Annotated in this window: 13 protein-coding genes; 7 read left to right on the top strand and 6 right to left on the bottom strand. The window is 62.8% G+C overall.

What is annotated here, in order from left to right; translation table 11 throughout:
- Positions 1-10: 10 nt before the first annotated feature.
- The 6 genes from ACVZTU_RS02900 to ACVZTU_RS02925 all read right to left on the bottom strand — a co-directional run bounded on the left by ACVZTU_RS02900 (position 11) and on the right by ACVZTU_RS02925 (position 9,938).
- Positions 11-1,420 (bottom strand): polysaccharide pyruvyl transferase family protein, encoded by a 1,410-nt coding sequence (locus ACVZTU_RS02900; protein WP_482401350.1) that lies wholly within the window; start codon positions 1,418-1,420, stop codon positions 11-13.
- Positions 1,417-4,017, bottom strand: a complete 2,601-nt coding sequence (locus ACVZTU_RS02905) for a glycosyltransferase (protein WP_482401351.1) — start codon at positions 4,015-4,017, stop codon at positions 1,417-1,419. Before ACVZTU_RS02905 ends, ACVZTU_RS02900 begins: the two co-directional genes overlap by 4 nt.
- A complete protein-coding gene (locus ACVZTU_RS02910) occupies positions 4,010-4,870 on the bottom strand; it encodes a hypothetical protein (RefSeq protein WP_482401352.1) in 861 nt (286 codons plus the stop codon). The genes ACVZTU_RS02905 and ACVZTU_RS02910 overlap by 8 nt, the downstream gene beginning before the upstream one ends.
- Positions 4,863-7,496 carry a glycosyltransferase gene (locus ACVZTU_RS02915; protein ID WP_482401353.1) on the bottom strand — a complete coding sequence of 878 codons (2,634 nt, stop codon included), beginning with the start codon at positions 7,494-7,496 and terminating at the stop codon, positions 4,863-4,865. Before ACVZTU_RS02915 ends, ACVZTU_RS02910 begins: the two co-directional genes overlap by 8 nt.
- Positions 7,493-7,828: a hypothetical protein gene (locus ACVZTU_RS02920; RefSeq protein ID WP_259358521.1), complete on the bottom strand. Its 336-nt coding sequence runs from the start codon at positions 7,826-7,828 to the stop codon at positions 7,493-7,495. Before ACVZTU_RS02920 ends, ACVZTU_RS02915 begins: the two co-directional genes overlap by 4 nt.
- A gap of 217 nt (positions 7,829-8,045) precedes the next feature.
- Positions 8,046-9,938, bottom strand: a complete 1,893-nt coding sequence (locus ACVZTU_RS02925; RefSeq protein WP_482401354.1) for a glycosyltransferase family protein — start codon at positions 9,936-9,938, stop codon at positions 8,046-8,048.
- 248 nt (positions 9,939-10,186) lie between these two features.
- Between ACVZTU_RS02925 and ACVZTU_RS02930 the strand changes: the two genes are divergently transcribed.
- Genes ACVZTU_RS02930 through ACVZTU_RS02960 form a run of 7 tightly spaced genes read left to right on the top strand, consistent with a single transcriptional unit; the run spans position 10,187 to position 19,275 of the window.
- Positions 10,187-12,103 (top strand): polysaccharide biosynthesis protein, encoded by a 1,917-nt coding sequence (locus ACVZTU_RS02930; protein ID WP_482401355.1) that lies wholly within the window; start codon positions 10,187-10,189, stop codon positions 12,101-12,103.
- Positions 12,103-13,140, top strand: a complete 1,038-nt coding sequence (locus ACVZTU_RS02935; protein WP_369865087.1) for an MraY family glycosyltransferase — start codon at positions 12,103-12,105, stop codon at positions 13,138-13,140. The genes ACVZTU_RS02930 and ACVZTU_RS02935 overlap by 1 nt, the downstream gene beginning before the upstream one ends.
- Entirely contained in the window at positions 13,137-14,498 is a 1,362-nt protein-coding gene (locus ACVZTU_RS02940) for a glycosyltransferase family 4 protein (protein ID WP_482401356.1), read from the top strand. Before ACVZTU_RS02935 ends, ACVZTU_RS02940 begins: the two co-directional genes overlap by 4 nt.
- Positions 14,495-16,240 carry a glycosyltransferase family 4 protein gene (locus ACVZTU_RS02945; RefSeq protein ID WP_482401357.1) on the top strand — a complete coding sequence of 582 codons (1,746 nt, stop codon included), beginning with the start codon at positions 14,495-14,497 and terminating at the stop codon, positions 16,238-16,240. Before ACVZTU_RS02940 ends, ACVZTU_RS02945 begins: the two co-directional genes overlap by 4 nt.
- On the top strand, positions 16,237-17,118 hold the full coding sequence (locus ACVZTU_RS02950) for an ABC transporter permease (RefSeq protein WP_482401358.1): 882 nt from the start codon (positions 16,237-16,239) through the stop codon (positions 17,116-17,118). Before ACVZTU_RS02945 ends, ACVZTU_RS02950 begins: the two co-directional genes overlap by 4 nt.
- Positions 17,105-18,412, top strand: a complete 1,308-nt coding sequence (locus ACVZTU_RS02955) for an ABC transporter ATP-binding protein (RefSeq protein WP_482401359.1) — start codon at positions 17,105-17,107, stop codon at positions 18,410-18,412. Before ACVZTU_RS02950 ends, ACVZTU_RS02955 begins: the two co-directional genes overlap by 14 nt.
- The gene (locus tag ACVZTU_RS02960) at positions 18,409-19,275 is read left to right on the top strand and encodes a DUF6270 domain-containing protein (RefSeq protein WP_482401360.1); all 867 of its coding nucleotides are present in this window, start codon (positions 18,409-18,411) and stop codon (positions 19,273-19,275) included. The genes ACVZTU_RS02955 and ACVZTU_RS02960 overlap by 4 nt, the downstream gene beginning before the upstream one ends.
- Positions 19,276-19,300: the final 25 nt, after the last annotated feature.

Here is a 19,300-nt window from a genome sequence, read left to right on the forward strand (position 1 = left end):
CGGGTCGTTCTCAGCGCGACTCTGCGCCGGGTGCATTGTCATCTGAGTGGCTGTCGGTGTCACGCAGATCGTGAACGGCCTGCAGCACTTGGGACAGCGATTCCTTCTGCGCGCGTTCGAGCCCTGTCCGATAGAGCTGCGCCAGGGCCTCGATCTTCAGCGCAGACGTGTCGAACGTCGTCGTCTCCTGCGAGGCGATCGCCTCTGCGAACCAGCGACGGACCAGGGTCCTGTTCGCCCGGATCCGATTGTGGATCTCGTCGATGGAGTCGCGGACCGTGGACAGTGCCGTGTCGACTTCGTCGCGCACTTTCGAAATGCTCCGTTCGTCCAGACGCACGGCGCAGTGGGGAAACTTGAGCAGCTCGAACAGCCCGGGCATCTTGTGCCCGTGCGTCTCCGAATACACGCCCACGGTCGGCACCGCCTGAGACGAGGCGAGGATGACCGAATGGAAGCGAGATGTCACCAATGCGCCGAGGCGGCCGAGCTCGTCGACGAACGACCGGAATCCGGCCGGATCGATGAGTTCGACCCTGTCCGAACCGGCGATCTCGATGAGATGGTCGGCGACCGCCGTGGAGATTTCCCGGTCGGCTCGGGTCTGAACGATGACCTTCACCCGCCCTCCGTCGGCCAGATGGGCTTCGGCCACCGAGGTGAAGAGTTGGAACGCCTGGGAACTGCGGAACTGCGATTCTCGGAGTTTGTTCTGCACGAATGCCGAACGACGGGACCCCGGACGGATTCCCATGTCCTCGGGTCGCAGGACGATGCCGAGGACATCCTCGTCGCGACTGGCATCCTCTTGGGCCCGAAGGCCCGGTACGAAGAAGCCGGGATCCAGGAGAACCGGAAGCTCCACACCGAGGTCGTGCGACTCGAGTCTCCGGGACTCGAGATCACGGTAGGCCGCGGCGTCGACGCCCTGGTGGAGGAACTCCTCGAGCGCGGTCCCGAACGACGTGCGGAACGGGCCGACGGTCGACGGCAGCATGACGACTGGTTTCTTCAGCGACTGCGCGGCCAGTGCGGGGAGGATCCTCCACACGAGATCGATGAGGTTCTCCCCGGTCGCCGACTCGAAGAGATGCTCACCGGCATTGAGGACGACGAGGTCGACATCGGCCATACCGACATCCTCGGCGAACCGGTGCGGATGAGCGACATAGTCGATGAGCAGTTCGACCTCGTCACGGCCGCCGCGTGCACGACCGTCGGCCGGAACGATCACCTGCTTCGTGCCCTTGAGGGTGAAGCCCGCCTGCCTGCGGAACTGGTCCGAAGGAGCGAGGAGAACAGCCGTCGAGCCATCGATATCGACCTCGGCCCGGCGCATCAGTTCGAGGGCACCGGCATTGATGGCGAGGTCGCCCCAGTTCGAGGCGACATGCCCGTAGAACAGCATCGTCCGTGTCATGACGTCAGCCTATCGAGCGCCGATCCCATGACCGCACCGACCGCCGACCAGCTGCGCTCCGATTCCGTCCATGCGGCCGCGGCCTCCACCCGTGACAGCGTCGCGGAAGGATCCTCGATGACTGCGCTGATCGCCTCGGCGAGAGCCTCGACGTCACCGCTGGGCACAACGAGACCGCGCTCGCCGTATCCGGCGATCTCCGCGAGAGCCGGGACATCGGAGACGATGACGGACTTCTTCGCCGCCATTGCCTCGAAAGGTTTGAGCGGAGAGACCGCGCGGGTCGCCGGGGTGAGCAGGCGCGGATAGGCGCAGACATCGATGACCGAATAGAGGTCGGCGACCTCGTCATGGGGGACGCGCCCGGTGAAGGCGATAGTCGATTCGTCGAGGCCGAGATCGGCTGCCAGCGACCGGATCCGGGACGACTCTGCGCCGTCTCCGACGAGCAGTGCGCGCACCTGGACTCCGCGGCTGCGGACCAGAGCGATGGCGCGAACGAGGATGTCGAGACCCTCGTAGCCGACGAACGTGCCGATGTATCCGATGACCGGGTCGTCGGCGCTCCAACCGAATCGCGAGAGCACCTGCGGGTTCTTCTCTGTAGACGCGAACTCAGCCGTATCGACGGCATTGGGCATGATGCCGATCGGGCGTCGAGTGTGCACTCTGTCGCTGATGATGTCGCGCATCGCCTCGGTGATGGTGAGGACTTCGTCGCAATGCTCCAACACTGCGTTCTCCAGCACCACGGTGCGTGCACGACGGCCCTCCATCCGGGCGGTGTTCGCGGCCTCGTAAACGAGTTCCCACATGCCCGAGACCTCGTAGACGACGGGCAGGCCGAAGCGTTTGGCCGCGATGAGCCCCGGCAGAGCCGAGACATAGGTCGAACGCAGATGGACGGCCGACGGTCGCTCCCGGCGGATCACCTCGGCGAAATGGTCGATGGCCTCGCGCATGTACGCGAACTCACCGTCGGCGCGGGCGGAATCGCTGCCCAGGCGCAGGTAACGGATCCCATCGTGGATCACCTCGGCGGTGTCGCCCGGTTCCAACGAGTTCGCTGCCTCGGGAAAGCCCGGGCGGGTGAGAGCGATGACCTCGAAGTCGTTGGCGGCGATGGTCTTGAGGACGCTGTGTGCGCGAACCGCGTAGCCGCCGCTCTGGTCCGGAGCGCTCGCGTGAAGGATGGTGAGGATCCTCCCGGGCACGGGCTCGAACGGCACCGAGGTGTTCTCGGACACGGATTCAAGCTCGCGCAGCATCGCCGAGGCGGCTGCGGACTCGCTGATGAGAGGCCGGTCCGCGGCGGATGCGGTCGCGGACTCGGCAGTGTCGGCGACCTCGTCGAAGCGTCCGGTTCCGAAGAGAGCGCGGATGCGTCTTGCGCGGTAGACCTTCCCGCGGTCGGAGGCCGGCACGGTACCGACGAGAGCCATGGCCTCAGCAAAGAAACCGGCGGCCAGGAGGTGCCCGGTCAGAATATTGCGAACCGGAGCGGTCTGCCGCCTCGTACCGCGGAACCGCAGCAGACGGGCGAACGCTCTGGTCGCCGAGGACAGGGGCAGCAGTCGGGATGATTCGATCCGAAGAGAGTCGACGACCGTGCGAACGTGTTTGGCTAGCACAGGTGACTCGACGATGGTCGTCAGCCCGAGGGCGGCTCCCAGCGCTTGGATATCGACATCCGTCGGCAGGACGAGGTCCGAACTCGGCCCGGCGTCGAGCAGCTCGGAGCCGCGGATCGAGATGATCGTCTGCTGTCCTGATCGGTTCGGTGTGAGCAGAATGACGCGAGCCCGATCGAGGAGAGGCCGACCCACCGAGTCAGAGGTCGACAGTGCTGCCGCGACAGACTCGGCGACGAGGATCGGTACGACGGGCAGGATCGCGAGGGTCTCCAGCACCGGTGTCAGCGCTTGGCGAGCGAACTCAGTCGGCGCAATCCGGATGCAGACGACGTCGTGCTGAATGCCGACGGGGGTGTCATCGAGGGCGCACACAAGTTCGGCGAGCCAGTCTGCATTCGCACCGAGAGAGCGGGTGACGGCACGCAGCTCGTGTTGAGCCGCTGGCTGCACATCCGACCCTGTTGACTCGAGCGTGGTCGTCCCGTCAGCAGCGATGGTCAGATCGAATGATCGGCGGGCGCCCTCACCGAAGTTGCTGTTCGGAGCATCCTGCATGAGGGACTCCAACCGTCTCCTCTGCCAGGGCTTCGCCCCTGTCGCGACCGCTTGATCGGCCAGCAGACGTGCCAGCTGGGCACGGCCGTTGCTGGCCAACAGGTCAGCCACGAACCGCGATCGCAGCGATGAACCTTCGGCCACCGCAGTGTGGAAGAGAATCCGGCAGACCGTTGCCGAAGACGTCAGACCGTTGAGTACTGAGCTGATCTTCCGCGCGGCCGTCTCCAGGTCATCGGAATGCTCGGACAGCAGACGAGCGGCAGCTGCGATGCCGTCGACAATCGGGTTCTCAGCGGGAACGCGGACGGTTCGGCTGCTCTCACTCGAGGATTCGACAGCAGGAACGGACTCCAACACAGGCTCAGGTGCTGTTTCACGGGTGTCGACCTCGATGCGTTCACTCACCTGCGGCCTCGCTGACGATCGCGTTGACGGCCGCGGCGGTGGCGGCTTTGGACAGTGGATTGTGACCGCCGCGGATGTCGGAATACAGCGATACATCAAAACAGGATCGTTCACCGGACTGAGCGGGCAGAGCGTCGACAAGCGCGGGCAGCTGCGCGAGGGCATCGTTCTCGCTGGCGGCATTGAGCAGGCAGCGAGTTCGGGGGATATGCCCGAACTCGGCGAAGGCCCGAGCGGTCGACGTCCTGTCCGGGAAGTTCTCCGCCGTCTCTTCTGGAGTCGCACCCTCATAGATCTGGCGGGCGATCGTTGTGACGTACACCGGGATGTACTTCGTCCAGTCGATCTGCGGGTTGTTCACCAGGGCACGGCTGCCTTCATCGCGGGCGGCTGTTTGGAGAGCCTGGAAGCCTCCCGCGCTGGTCCCGAAATACAGGCGAGCAGCCGACGGAACCGCGAGACACTCCGCGACGAATCGCGCCGTCTGGGCCATCGCGGGCAGCGCAAATCGGCCGGGAGCTCCTTGCCCCCATCCGATGCTGATCTGATTGTCCGTGCGCAGCGTCGGATCGGAGATGAAGAGGACATCGGCGTCGAAGTCGTCGACCCAGGTCCGCCGTTGGAAGATCTCCTGCGGATCCTTCCCCGGTGTCCTCCGGACTGCTCCGTTGAAGGCGATGACGAGACGGCCGGTCGGCTCGTCCCTTGACCACAGGAGCGCGGGAACCGTCACCGTTCCGGCGTGGAAATCGAAGCGTTGGAATAGACCGGGGCGTCGTTCGATGCGGTCTCCGGGCAGCAATGTGCCCAGTCGCTCGAATGGGGGCTCTTCGCTGAGTGCGGCCTCAGACATGTGTGACGGCATGGAGTTCGGCGAGCTCGGCGTCCTTCCACGACGTCTTGCCGTAGAACCGCGTGAGTCGACGGATGAGGCTCTTGCACTCATCGATATCCTCTTCGGCAGCGAACGCGAGCTTCTGGACGAACCATCCTTTGACGAAGGGTTCGAGCCGTTTGGCGTTGTAGTCCTCGAGCAGACCGACCTCGCGCAGCCACGCAGACCTGTCCTCTTCCAGAGGCAGGTACTTCTCGTAGAAACGCGGGCCGATGGCATTGACCGTCGAGTTCGTCACCGCCGCATAGTAGGTGTGGATCGGTGTCGACGTCAGCCCGATCCGGCAAGCGTGGAAGAGCATCTGCTGGAAGAAGTAGGAATCCTGTCCCACGGCACCGATCGGCTGATAGATGCCGAGGCTCTTCAGCCACTGAGCGTCGGCCACGAGCGCCTGGATGCTCATCGGCTGGAACTTCACTCTAGAGAGCGCATCGTCCTCGAGGACACCCTCCTCGCCGACGACCGGACGCAGAATGCCCGCGTTCTTGACCATGATCCGGTTGTGCTTGAACCGCATCATATTGCCGATGGCGAAGTCGTATCCGTGCTCTTCGACCATCTCGAGCAGCAGCGCAAAACCGTCGTTCGTCTGCTCATTGTCCGGATCGAGATACGTCACGTACGGAGTGCGGGTGAGTTCGAGCCCCTTGTTGCGTGGACGCGAAGCGCTGCCCGACCCGCCGGCCGGGAAGCGGTGGACTCGAACATTGGGATAGGCGCGGTCGAGTTCGTCGAGGACCGCCGGCGTTTCGATGTCGGTGGAACCGTCGTCGACGAGGAGGATCTCGCAGCGGTCGAAGATCGATGACCGGCGCAGGGATTCGAAGCACTTGAACTTCAGATGCGGACCGTTGTTGTAGACGGGAACGATCACGCTGATCTCGGGCTCGGCCGTGACCTCGATCGTCTCGACCCGCTCGACGGCGAGATCCGAGGCGATCGCCAGCGTCCTGCGCTCAGGTCCGACACCGTCACCGAGGCGGCTTCCGGCCGGGCACCACGTGGCGGTGATGTGCTGGTCGGAGTCGACCGGATCGACGAATTCGTAGAGAGGCTCGGTCGTATCGATCGGCAGAATCCGGACCTCGTCGACGTCGGTGAAGCGGAATGCATTCACCGCGTCCTGCACGAGGTGAGGACCGAAATCGGAATGCCCGGTCAGGTCGATGACGACGTCGCCGTCAGCGCCGGCGACCCGGTCGGAGTCGTGTGGAAGAACCTCCACCGGACCCGCATACGACTGGGCCAGGCGGAAGGTGTCGAAATCCGATTCCGTCAGTCCGGTGACGTAGACCGTGTGATCGGGAGAACCGGAGTCCAGTCCCATCTCCTCGGCGATCGTGTCGATACGGTCGAACGCAGTGTTGGCAGTGAACGCGGCACGGATTCCCGCCATTTGTGCTTCCCGGATGCTGCGCTGTGTCAGCGCCCGGTACGTCTGCTCCATGTCGAGAGCGGAGTCAGGCATGCACACCTGCGGATAGAGGGAGTTCACGCCCGCGTTGTAGTTCGAGACGATGAACGTTCCCATCGCCTGCAGCTCGATGATCCGGTTGGCGTACATCGACTGGGAGTTCACAACGGAGTTGAGATTGATGCCCACGGGCAGAAGCCGCTGCAGATCGAGCAAAGTCTCGTGATCGATCGGCCGGTGCAGATGCGGCAGATACCGTTCAGGGAAGAGATAGCGTTCGGTCTTCGCGAACTTCTCCGTGTCGAGTTCGAGGTTGCGGTCGACGATCGTGAGATCGGCTCCGGCCGACAGCAGACCGTCGAAGATCCGCTGGGCGGATGATTTTCGCTCCGGATACTTGTGCTCGAACCAGGAGCCGGCGAAGACGAACTCGCGACCGGAATGGCGCATGCTGCCGAGCGGATGATGATGGACGAAGTTCACTGCGAAGGGCAGAACAGTCACGGGCACTTCGTGACGGAGGTACTCACGGTAGCGCGGTACGCATTCGACGGCGCTGGTGAACACGTGGTCGGCGAATTTCGCCAGGGGTGCGAACTGTTCGTAGTTCGGTGGATCCTCCTTCGAATAGAAGGCGATCGGGATCTCGTTCGCGCGGGCGAAGGGAACGACCTTCGACTCGAGGATCTGGCGTGCCGGGGAACCGGACAGGGCGACGTTGAACCATTCGTCAGCGAGCCCGCGCCAGGCCGAGGTGATGAGCAGCAGGTCGATATCCGCCATGTCCTGCTCGTAGGTCTCAGGATTGATCGGCACCACATGAGCCGCGTCCTTGAGTGAGTCGAAGAGGAACCGGTCGGCGATGATCCCGATGCGCAGCTTCCGGCGAGTATCCCAATGCTGGTCCGAGGTCCTCGGCAGCTGGTGAGCCTTGTCGATGAGGGCTGAGATCTTGCTTTCGACCGGGGCTGCGAAGGACCGGTGGCGTTCGAGGTACTCGTCACGCGATTCGGCCAGGTCGATGTAGGGGTGCCGTCCGAGCAGACCGTCGATGAAGTAGTCCGACTGCGTGTGCACGCCGAGCGACTTCTGGCGCGTGCGGGTTGCCTTCAGTTCCTTGATGCGGTTGTCGAGAGCGGCCTGCCGCTTCTTGATATCGGCGTCCTTCATCGCTGACCTCCCCTCTGCTGGGAGGTGCCGCGCTGCGGACGGCGCAGGCGCCAGTAAGCCCGCTGAACCTGCATGGCTTTGGAGCCCAGCAGTCGTTCGAGCCGTTCATTGACCGAGGCGAGTTTCGCATCCCGTTTCGCGACTTCGTTCTTCAGCCGCTCGATCTCCTTCTCGCGCTTGTTGATGCCTCCCAGCAGTTTCGACTCACGGTCGTAGGCGCTGATGAGTTCCTTGGCGAGTTCGGCATTGAGGGACGAAGTCTCATCAATGACACGAGAAACGTTCTCGCGGACGGATCCGAGGTCCTCGGTTCCGGTCGTGGTGGTCTTCAAATGGGCTCCAGTTGTCCAACGTCCGCAATGGAACTTCTGGCCACCGGAAGCGGTGGCGTCCCACTGCGAAATCTTCACAGCATGACCGCCACGCTACTGACCGGAGCAGACCGAAACCGCCCATTTCACCAACAGTTCACCTGGGGCATACGAAGAATTCCGCGGGCCGCTCAATACTGCCGAGCGAGTGTTCGGGCAAGAGCCGACGACCGGAACCTCAGAAGCAGTAGTGGCCCGGAGCGTAGCCGAAGGCATGAACGTCTCCGTTGGCCAACAGGTGGCTGTCGTCGACGCTCCACGTGTGGGCATGGTCGCCGCGGACCTGGACGAAGTTGAACCTGTCTGCCGAGTAGATCCGGGCTCCGGAGGCGATGAGTCTCTGCTGGAGCTCCGTGTCCTCACCAAGGGTGCGTTCGGCGAACGGGTTGTCCAGCAGCGTCGACCGATGCGTCATCAGGGTCGGGCCCATGACGAGGTCGGTGAACCGGTGCTCGCGTTCGGGGAAACGGCAGATGACGATGTCACGGCCCCGCATGTGCAGATAGTGTGCCTGCTTGCCGACGAGATCGGCATTCGAATAGCGCAGTGCCGCGAGCTGATCGCCCAGGTAGTGCGCTCCGTAGACATCGTCGTCGTCCATCTTCGCGATGACGTCGCCGGAGGCCGCCTGAACTCCGCGATTGAGGCAGACGCCCAACGGCAGCGCAGAGTCGACCTCGACGATCTGCAGATGCTCAACCCCTGCTTGTGCGGCGCGGGCACGCAGATCGGCAGGTGCCGCGAAGCCGTGGGCCACCAGCACGAGCTCCTTATCCGTGTGCAGCTGCGCGGCATGGGTCCGCAGAACCTCGCCGAGGTGGTCCGGCCGATTCGTCGACACCACAGACGAGACGGACGTGGGGAATGGCTGCGCATAGTCCAATCCGAGCGAATCCATCACCGTCATCGCTCGGTGAGTGTAGGTGTGCTCGGCCCAGATGCGTCGTTGGGCAAGATGGACGGTGCGGTCTCTCAACTCAGGACTGCGCACATAGGCACGCAGAGTCCACTCTGCTTCCTCCGGAGTCTCAGGTTGAGGGACCTCGGTGGTGGGGAAGAACTCTCGAGTCGCCGCACTTGGAGTGGTGACGACGGGGGTACCGGCGGCACTGATCTCGAAGATCCTGCGCGCGCACATGCTCGGAGAGTCGGTGACGGAGTTGACGTTGAGGAAGACCTTGAAATGTTTGTATGCCGTGAGCAGATTGCGGTACGGAAGCGACCCGACCACACGCCCGGCCAGGTTGCCTGGGAACTGATACCGCTCATCGTTGCCGAGGAAACGGGAGAAGATCTCCAGCCCGTACTGCATCCTCGGCGATACGGCGTCAGCGGCACCGAGCAGCAGGTCCATCTGCTCCCTGCGCTCCGGATATTTGTGGGCGAAGTACATGCCCGCAAAGGCAATGTCCCTGGCAGCGGCATTCCGCGCAGGACGTGAGGGATTGTGGACTGCCGGCTGTGCGGCGAACGGCAGGGCGGCGACCCTGTCGTGACCGAGTCTGGAGCGATACTCGGGGATCAGTCTGACATCGCTGGTGAAGACGACGTCGAACATCCGTGCCAGGGGCAGGAAATCCTCGAAGTGCGGGGGATCCTCTTTGTTCCAGAAGACGGTCGGAATGCCTCGGCGGCGGCACTCGCCGAGCAGATCGGTGATCTCTGTGCTCGGACCCGACGGGCTCGTGAGCTTGAACTTCCACTGACCGTCGTTGCCGCTCCAGGCGGACTCGACGAAGACGAAGTCGAGGCCGTCGAGCTCGGTCGGCCACTGCGTCGGCGACAGCGGTCGGAGCGACCACTCATAGCCGAAGCTCTCGGTCGAGAACTCGTCGAGGACGACTCCCACGGACAGCTGATCGAAGACCGGAGTGCGATGAACCATCGGCAGGGGAGGGAACAGGTCCGCGAGGACCTCCGCCGACAGGCTTCCCGTTGCGACCTCGGCGGAGGCTTCTGCAGTTCCTTGGACCAGCGAGCGACGGCGACGCCACTTCGCGACTTGGCTGATTCCGCCGTTGCGCAGATGCCACACAGCGGTTCTCAGTGTGCGAAGTGGAGTTTGCGGCACGGATCGGATCCTCTCGGCGGTAGCCAGGGTACGTGACGGGGAAGTGAATCGAAGTCAGGCGACGGCTGTCGACGCTCAAAGTTCACAACGTCATTTATGTGTGAAACCTGTTAACGCCAATAGTACAATCGGAAAGTTGCAAGCGGCTTCGCGAAGTCGGACGGGGAAACCAGAATGAAAAGAGGACAGTGGGAAGCAGCTCAGGGCCCATTCCCTCACGGACCCCTATGAGGCGGCACGGCAGAGCCATGGCGCTGTCACTCATCGACGGTCTCGTCTTCGCGTTCCTCGTCGTAGCGATGACGCTGGTGCGATACGACTTCCACACTGAGCTCGTCAACGTTCCGGGAATGCTCGTCTGTTCGGCGATCAGTCTGATCGTCTTCCTCATAGGCGGGCCCCTGGCGATCTACCGCGGACGCTACAGACGCGGCTCGACCGACCAGTTCGCCGCCATCGTGGGAACGGTTGCCGTGGGTGTCGGCGTCATGTGGGTGGTCGAATTCGCCTTCGCCAGTCAACTGCTCATCCCGACCAGCGTCCCGATCACAGCGGGAGCGCTCATGGTCGTGATCAAGAGCCTCGAGAACTGGATTCGCCGCAACTTGAGGCAGCGCAGTCTCACCACGTCCGGTGCGTCCCGGCCCACAATCGTAGTCGGCGCAGGGAACCAGGGCATGCTCGCCCTCGACATGATCGCTCAGGACACGCACAACGAATTCGTCGCTGTCGGCATCCTCGACGATGACCCTGCCAAACGGCATCTGCGCTACAACGGAATCCGGGTGCTCGGACCGATCGCCGACATCGCCGCCCATGTCGATCGCACCGGCGCCGGGGCAGTCATCATTGCAATCTCTGACCTGCCACCAGAAGAGCTCTCCCGCATCGCTTCGAATCTTGAATCCCGACCGGTCGAGATCAAGATCATGCCGAAGCTCTCGGACTCCGCGCTGGCACGTCCCGAGCCGGACGCCCATGACGTCGCCGACCTGCGTCACCGAAGCTTCCGCGATGTCAGCCTCGAAGACCTCATCGGGCGCAAACCGATCTCGACGAATATCGACGACATCGCCTCGGCGATCACCGGCAAGGTCGTCCTCGTCACCGGTGCTGGCGGCTCCATCGGCTCACAGCTGTGCCGTCAGGTCGCCCGGTTCGACCCGGCCCGACTCATCATGACCGACCGCGACGAATCCGGCCTGCACGCCACTGAGCTCGGTCTTGAGGGATCGGCCCTTCTGACCAGTGATGACCTCGTCCTCGGTGACCTGCGAGATCCGGCATTCATCGATGCCCTCGTCGCCGAGGCGAAGCCGGACATCATCTTCCACGCTGCGGCTCTCAAACACCTGACTTTCCTTGAGCGCTTCCCGGAACAGGCGGTGCGCACGAACGTCGGAGCCAGCCTCGACCTGCTCAACGCTGCAGTGGCTCACGACGTCGATTCATTCGTCCACATCTCCACTGACAAAGCCGCCGGCGCAACCTCGGTGCTGGGGCGGACGAAGTTCTCCATCGAGCGGGCGATCGCCTCCGTGGCCGCGGCGACCGGACGGCGTTATATGTCGGTGCGTTTCGGCAATGTGCTCGGTTCCCGGGGCTCCGTTCTCGAGACCTTTGTCGCTCAGGTGGCGGCCGGCGACCCCGTCACGGTCACCGATCCCGAGGTCACTCGGTACTTCATGACTGCCGATGAGGCCTGTGAGCTCGTTCTGCAGGCAGCGGCGATCGGCGGCCCCGGAGAGACCTTGGTCCTCGACATGGGCGAACCGATCCGCATCGCTGACCTCGCCAAGCGCGTGATCGCACTGTCGGGCCGCAGCGATGCGCAGATCGTGTACACCGGTCTGCGCCCGGGGGAGAAGCTGACCGAAGCCCTTCTCTCACCTGGGGAGGTCGACAGCCGACCCAATCATCCGCTGATCACTCAGGTGCCGATCGCTCCGATCGATCTGGAGAAGCTCGGTGCTCTGGTCGCCGAATCGCGTGACCAGGGAGTCTTCACTCATCGGTCGACACTGGAGGACCACCTGACGGGTCTCCTCGATTCCGAAGCGACACTGGTCCCCGATGACTCGACGGCTGCCATCGAACCTGCGGCGCTCTCATCACGGTCTTCAGAGCCCGGCGCAGATCCTCATGACACCGGAGTCGGCCTCTGATGGCTCTGCAGTCGCTGGTGATCCTGGTTGTGGCCGCGGTGGTCACGGTTCTCAGCGCCCTCATCGCCTTTCCGCTGCTGCGCCGAGCGGGAGTCGTCGACGTCCCCTCTCACCGTTCCTCGCATACTCTGTCGACCGTACGCGGCGGAGGAATCGCTATCGGCTGCGGCATCACCGTCGCCACAATTCTCGCCATGGTCTGGACTGTCAGCGAGGACGGAGTATTCGGCCTCGGCGGTACCCTCCTGCCGATCGGTTTCCTGGTCCTGACCTGGTGCTATTCGGCCATCGGCATGAGCGATGACCTCGATTCCCTGCGCCCCGCTGGGCGGCTGATCGGACAGGTCATCCTGGCTCTGCTGTTCAGCGCGATCATCGCAATGTTCTCGACACAGGGAATCGCTCACGTCATCGCCTTCGCGGTCATCGGCGTGACCACCGTCAACGCCGTGAACTTCGTCGACGGACTCAACGGGTATGTCACCGAGTGGACCATCGTCACCGCCGGATGGTTCGCCTTCGTCAGCTCCTGGGTGGGCGAGAACGACATCGCGCTGCTGGCTCTGGCACTGGCCGGCGCCGCTGTCGGGTTCCTGCCGTTCAACCTTGGTCGGGCCAAAGCGTTCCTTGGAGACACGGGAAGCTACGGCATCGGTGCGGCTGTGTTCGCTCTCGCGGTCTGGCTGTTCGTCCAAGGCGTCCCGATCGTCGTCATCATCGCGCCGATGATCTTCGTCTTCTTCGACGTCGGTCTCACCTTGGTCCTGCGCCTGTTTCGGGGAGAGAATATCCTCTTGCCTCATCGTGAACACATCTACCAGCAGATCCAGCAGGCGGGCTGGCCGCACAGCTCCGTTTCGCTCTTCCACGCAGCATTGAGCGTCCTTGCCTGCGTCATGGCCGTGCCGACCCTGATCAGCGGAAATACGGCGACGACCTACCCTGCCCACGTGTTCTGGGTCGGATTGCTCGCCTTCTATGCGCTGTTGCCGCTGTGGATGAGGCGACGCGCGCAGAAGGAGGCGATGACCGCATGAGGATCGTTCTGCTCAGCCATTACTACTATCCCGAGGTCGGTGCACCACAGCGTCGGTGGCGGATCCTCGTCGACCACCTGCGCGCCGCAGGACACGACGTCATTACGGTGGCACCACACCCGCACTACCCGTATTCCGACCGGAACGGGTTCTTCGGATCGAATGTCGGGCGGGGGCGCCGTCGAGTCGACGTGCGCCTCGGCGGTACCTGGGACACCGGAATCGACGGTGAGCGGATCCTCCGCGTGCCGTACCTGCACAGCGGATCGTCGATGGCTCGTCAGCTGCTCGACCAGACGGTGTCAGCGACAGGCGCGATGTCGGCGGTCATCGACCGGCTGCGAGGCAGAATGCGCCCCGATGTCATCGTCTCCACGACTCCGGCACTGCCGTTTCTGCTGGCCGGCGACACTTTGTCGCGTCTGCTGCGGGTTCCGCACATTGCTGAAGTCCGCGATGCCTGGCCCGACCTCATTTCGGAGATGAACCTGGTGACGGGTGCTGTTGGGAAGTATCTTCCCTGGACGTTGACGCAGCGACTCGAACATCGACTGCTGCCGGACCTGCTCACTCGTGCTCAACGACGTGCCGCTGTCGTCGTCGTCACCACGGAGGGTTTCAAACATCGTTTGGAACAGCGTGGGGTGACCGCCGAGGTCGTCCGCAGCGGAGTCTCACCAGCTGAGTTGGAAGGCGCATCCGGGCTGACGGCGACGGGGGCGATTCCACTCATTCCTGTCGCTGACGCAACCGGTGCCTCTGGGGATGAAGCCAACCGCAGGACGGCTGCCGACCACAGTCGGCTCAACCTGCTGTATGTGGGCACTGTCGGTCGTTCCCAAGACCTCGGCACCTCGATTCGTGCATTGGCCCGCACCGAGGGCGTGCGACTGCGAATCGTGGGCGGCGGCGTCGACGCTGCCGAACTCAAGACCGTCGCTGCCGCGCATGGCGTTCCAGTGGAATTCCATCCCCAGATCGCAGGTGCCGAGCTCGCGGCCCATTGGGAGTGGGCCGACGCCGGGCTGGTCAGCCTCAGCTCCCTCGATTCCTACGAATGCACAGTGCCGTCGAAGCTCTACTCTCTGATGGCCCGTCGAATTCCAGTCCTCGGCGTCGTCGCCGGTGAGGCCGCCGACATCATCACGGTCACCGCGGCAGGAGAAGTTGCGGTCCCCGGAGACACCGAGTCAGTGGCAGCGGCAATGACGCGGATGCGATCGCGAATAGAAGCCGGTGAGGAATTCGGACTGAATCCGTCCGCCGGCCTGAATCCGCGAGACTGGGTGGCTCGGCATGCATCGGCAACCGCAATGGGGCATACCTACGAACGCATCCTCGAGCAGGTGGTGTCGTGAACCTGCGCTTCCTCGCCCGACAACTGACGAACGTTGCCCTGACCACGGCCGGGCATATCAACGACGACCGCGTATTCTTCGGAATGCAGCTGGCACGTCGCCTGCCGGGACCAGCCTCGCGTTTCGTCGGACATGCACTCGGACGACTGCCGGGCGACGCCAGCCGGGCGGCTTCTGCGTGGCTGCTCGGAGAAGAGATGTCGGCGAAGTCATTGGTTGCCGGCTCTCCTTCGCCTTCACGCCTTCTCGGTGAGATCGCACTCAATCTGGGCCTCCTCGACGAAGCCGAGTCGATCGCAGCTGCTATTCCCGGTGCACGCGCACTGAGCTCACGTATCGAGTGGACCAAGGGGCACATCGACGAAGCCATCGCAGTTCTGCCAGACGGCGCTCGGCGGACACGACTGATCGATGAGCGACAGTGTCTGCAGCCTCATTGGTGGCCGGAGGTTTCCAGCCACATCACGGCTCGCCGGGCACGCGGCAATGCGGAACGTGATCGAAGTCGGCAGCCGACGGTTCTGCACGTGCTGACGAACTCCTTGCCTCATACCCGTTCCGGTTACGCGTACCGCTCACATGCCATCCTCACGACTCTGCGGGACGCGGGTCATCAAGCAGCTGCGGTCACGCGCCCGTCGTATCCCGTGACCGTCGGACGACTGAGTCGGGGACCGGTCGAGGTCGTTGACGGCGTCGAGTACATCCGTGACGTGCCGCTGAGACCGCGTCCTACACCATCCGCGCGGCTGAGTGAGCAGGCGAATCATATCGCCTCGGAAGCACATCGACGTGGAGCACAGATCCTTCATACGACAACGCACTACGTCAATGGCTTGGCTGCCGGTGCGGCCGCGGCGGCTGCGGGCCTGCCGTGGGTCTACGAAGTCCGCGGTGTCTTGGAAGAGACATGGGCGGCTGCAGGAAGCAGTCCGGAAGAGCGCTCAGCGCGTCGGGACAGTCAGCGCTTTGCACTCATGCGCTCCAAGGAAATCGAAGTCACGACGGCGGCAGACGCGGTCATCACCTTGGGCGAGACGATGCGTGAGCACCTGATCGCCGGGGGAGTTCCGGCAGAAACCATCACCCTCATCCCGAATTCGGTCTCCGAAGCCGTCGTCGACACCGATGTCACCCGCACTCCGGCCGAGGTGAGGACGAGCCTAGGCCTGCCCGAAGACGGAATCTGGGTCGGCACGGCAGCGTCGATCGTCGGATACGAAGGACTCGACGACCTCGTCGATGCCGTCATCCTCGCCCGGAGCCAGGGCACGGACCTGCGTCTTCTCATCGCCGGCGACGGTGTCGCCCTGCCGGTACTGCGCGAACGTGCAGCTGTTCTGGGAGAGAACGCCGTCTTCACCGGACGGGTCTCCCAAGCCCAGGCAATTGAATACCAACTCGCGCTCGATGCGATCGTCGTGCCGCGCAAGGACGAACCAGTCTGTCGTTTGGTCACTCCGATCAAACCGATCGAAGCGATGGGCCTTGCGCGACCCGTGGTCATCTCCGACCTGCCGGCACTGCGTGAACTGGTTCCGGACAACGCTGGCTTGGTCACAACGCCGGAGAACCCGCAGGATCTCGCGGGACTGCTGTCCGAGCTCGCCTCCGATGACACCGCGAGAGCCAGATTCGGAGACAATGGACGAGCACACGTTCTTGCAACTCGCAGGTGGAAGGAAATCGGACGACGATATGGGCAGGTCTATTCTCAGCTCGTGGGGAGTGATGCGCGATGAGTGAGACAAAGAACCCCCTTGGGCTGAGTTCGATCCCGTCCGTTTCGAGCGAAGGCCTCGTACCCGTCGGTCGGCGGACGAGTCTGAGCAGCTACCTCGCCGCGCTGTGGAACCGTCGGCACTTCATCATCGCCGAGTCCCGAGCCAAGATGTCGAGTTCGACGCGGAAGAACATCCTCGGATACGGCTGGCTGTTCCTCAATCCACTGCTGTCGGTGCTCGCATTCTGGTTCATCTTCGGATTCATTCTGCAGACTTCTCGAGGAGTTCCGAACTTTCTCGGCTTCCTCGTCGTCGGAGTGTTCTTCTTCGGGTTCACCGGCAAGTGCATGACCGGCGGAACCGGAGCGATCCGCTCGGGTGCGTCGATGATCAAGGGATTCCAGTTCCCCCGTGCTGCGCTTCCGATCTCTACTGTGGTCCGCAATTTCCTCGACTTCATGCCGACACTGCTCGTCATGGTCATCGTGCTGGCGGTCGTGCCCCCGCTCGAAGTCATCACCTGGCGTGTCATCCTCGTCATCCCCGTCATCATCCTGCAGACGATCTTCAACGTCGGTCTCGCCTGCTTCCTAGCTCGTCTTGGACACAAGATCCCGGACCTCACGAACTTCATGTCGATTGTCAGCCGATTCTGGCTCTACGGATCGGGAGTGTTCTTCTCCATCGAAGACCGACTGGACAATCACCCGGCACTCTTGGCAGCTATGCAGTACAACCCGATGCATGCTTATCTGACGCTGGTGCGCAACTCACTGCTCTACGGAGTCGATACCGATCCGAAGATGTGGATCGTCGGCACAGTCTGGGCGTTCGGCCTTCTCATAGTCGGATTCCTGTTCTTCTGGAGAGGGGAGGAGAACTATGGCCGACTCTGAGGTCCAGGAACCCAATATCATCGCGGAGAACGTCCAAGTCCGGTACACCGTCAACACCAACGATCCGGGCAGTAGGGCAACTGGTGTCCGACGCCTGACGAACAAAATCGTCGGGCGACAAGGTCAGACGACTGTGCGGGCGCTGCGTGGGGTCAACTTCGTTGCCCGTGAAGGAGAGATGGTGGGAATCGTCGGGGCCAACGGCTCCGGAAAGTCGACCTTCCTGCGCAATGTCGCCGGCGTCGAGCAGCCGGATCGAGGCCGCATTCTCGTCCGTTATCAGCCGCTTCTGCTCGGTGTCAGCGCTGCCTTGCAACCCGCGCTGTCGGGAAGTGAGAACGTTCGCCTCGGATGTCTGGCGATGGGCCTATCTCCGGAAGAAGCGGCCGAAGCCTTTGACTATGTCGTTGAGCTTTCGGCGTTGGGGTCGGCAATCCATCGGCCGATGGGAACCTATTCCTCGGGTATGGGCGCCAGACTCCGATTCGCCATCGCCTTGGCTGCGCGACCGAAGATTCTGCTCATCGATGAGGCACTGTCGACAGGCGACGCGACATTCGCCGAACGCAGTGAACGTGCGATGGATGAGCTTCTCGCTGAAGCAGGAACGGTACTGCTCGTCAATCACGCTGCCAAGGTGATTCAGGAGCTGTGCACCCGTGCAGTCTGGATGCACCGAGGTGAGATCCTCATGAACGGCCCTGCGGAGGCTGTCGCAGAGAAGTACCGCTGGTGGGCGTGGAATGTTGCCAAGGGCAAGGAAGACATCGCGGACAAGCTCCTTGCCGATGTGGTGAGCAACGCGGTCAAAGAGGAGATCAATATCCTCGAACCCGAACTCATCAAGAACCCAATCCCACGCCATGCAGCGCGATCGTCCAAGAAGAAAGCTGCTCCGGCTCGCCATGTGAAGCGACAGGACACGGTCGAAGAAGTCGAAGAGACTCCGACTCCGATGCTGGCTGCCGCTGAAGAACAGGTTTGGCCGACGTCCTTCGACGCTGAGATGCCGAAGGCCAAATTCCCAGCATTGCCCAAACCTGCTTCTCAGGCGGTGAGCGCCCCACGAATCACTGATGCCCCGCCGTTGCGACTGAATCCCAGTAAGAAGCGGGTCGTGCTGCGTGCAGCGAATCCGAGCGACCGTGCGTCGTCGGTTGCCGCTGCCGATGACTTCACCGGCCGCAGACTTGCCTCTCGTGCACGCCAGATTGCCGACGAACGCTACGAGGAGCGGCAGCGATTGCGGCACGAAGATGAGGTTCCTGCTGTTCACCAGGATTCGGGCCGATGAAGATCGCTATCTTCGGGTCCTGCGTGAGCCGTGATACAGCAGAGTTCATGCCAGAAGCCGAGGTCGTGGCCTACGTAGCCAGGCACTCGGTGACGAGTCTTGAATCTCCACATGGGACAGCCGGAATTGATCTCAGTGACTTGACCTCGGCGTTCCAGAAGCGAATGGTCACCAGCGACCTCAACGGCACCGGTCTCGATCGGATCGCCAAGAATGCCAAGGATCTTGACGTCGTTCTTCTCGATTTGATCGATGAACGACGGGGATTCTGGCGTTTTCCCGATGGAACGACAATGACGAACTCACTTGAAATCGAGTCGTGCGGAGCAGCGCGTGTAGCACGTCGCGCCGGTGCGCGGCTCGTCGAGTTCGGCACTGACGAACACTTCGATCAGTGGAGGTCAGGGTTCATCACCCTCATTGAAGGTCTCAAAGATGCCGAAGTGTGGGAGAAGACCATCCTACTCGACATCGAATGGGCCGGTGCCGTCGACGGAGCACAGCACCCACAGAACGACGGTTTCGCGAAAGCAGGGCGGCAATGGCGTCGGCTACAGCGAGGATCTCGCGAGGCGGGCAGGGAACTGTCAAGAGGACGTGGATTGGGTGAGGCTTGGCAGAGCCTGCGTAATATCAAACCGACCGAAGCGGAAGAGTATGCCGAACGGGCCCTATCGGCCAATGCTCAGTATGTCCGCTATCACGAAGCGGCCCGTGATTTCGCGAATTCTACCGTGACCAAGTTGAGCAAAGATTTACGAATCGACCCCGCCCACCGATGGGGTCCTCAGCCATTCCACTATCGAGAACGCGATTATCTAGGAATTGCGAACGGCATAAGAGAGATAGCTGAGCGCCTGTAAGACGAACACATGAGTGTACCGTCCA

Source organism: Brevibacterium sp. OS20, from assembly GCF_056837565.1.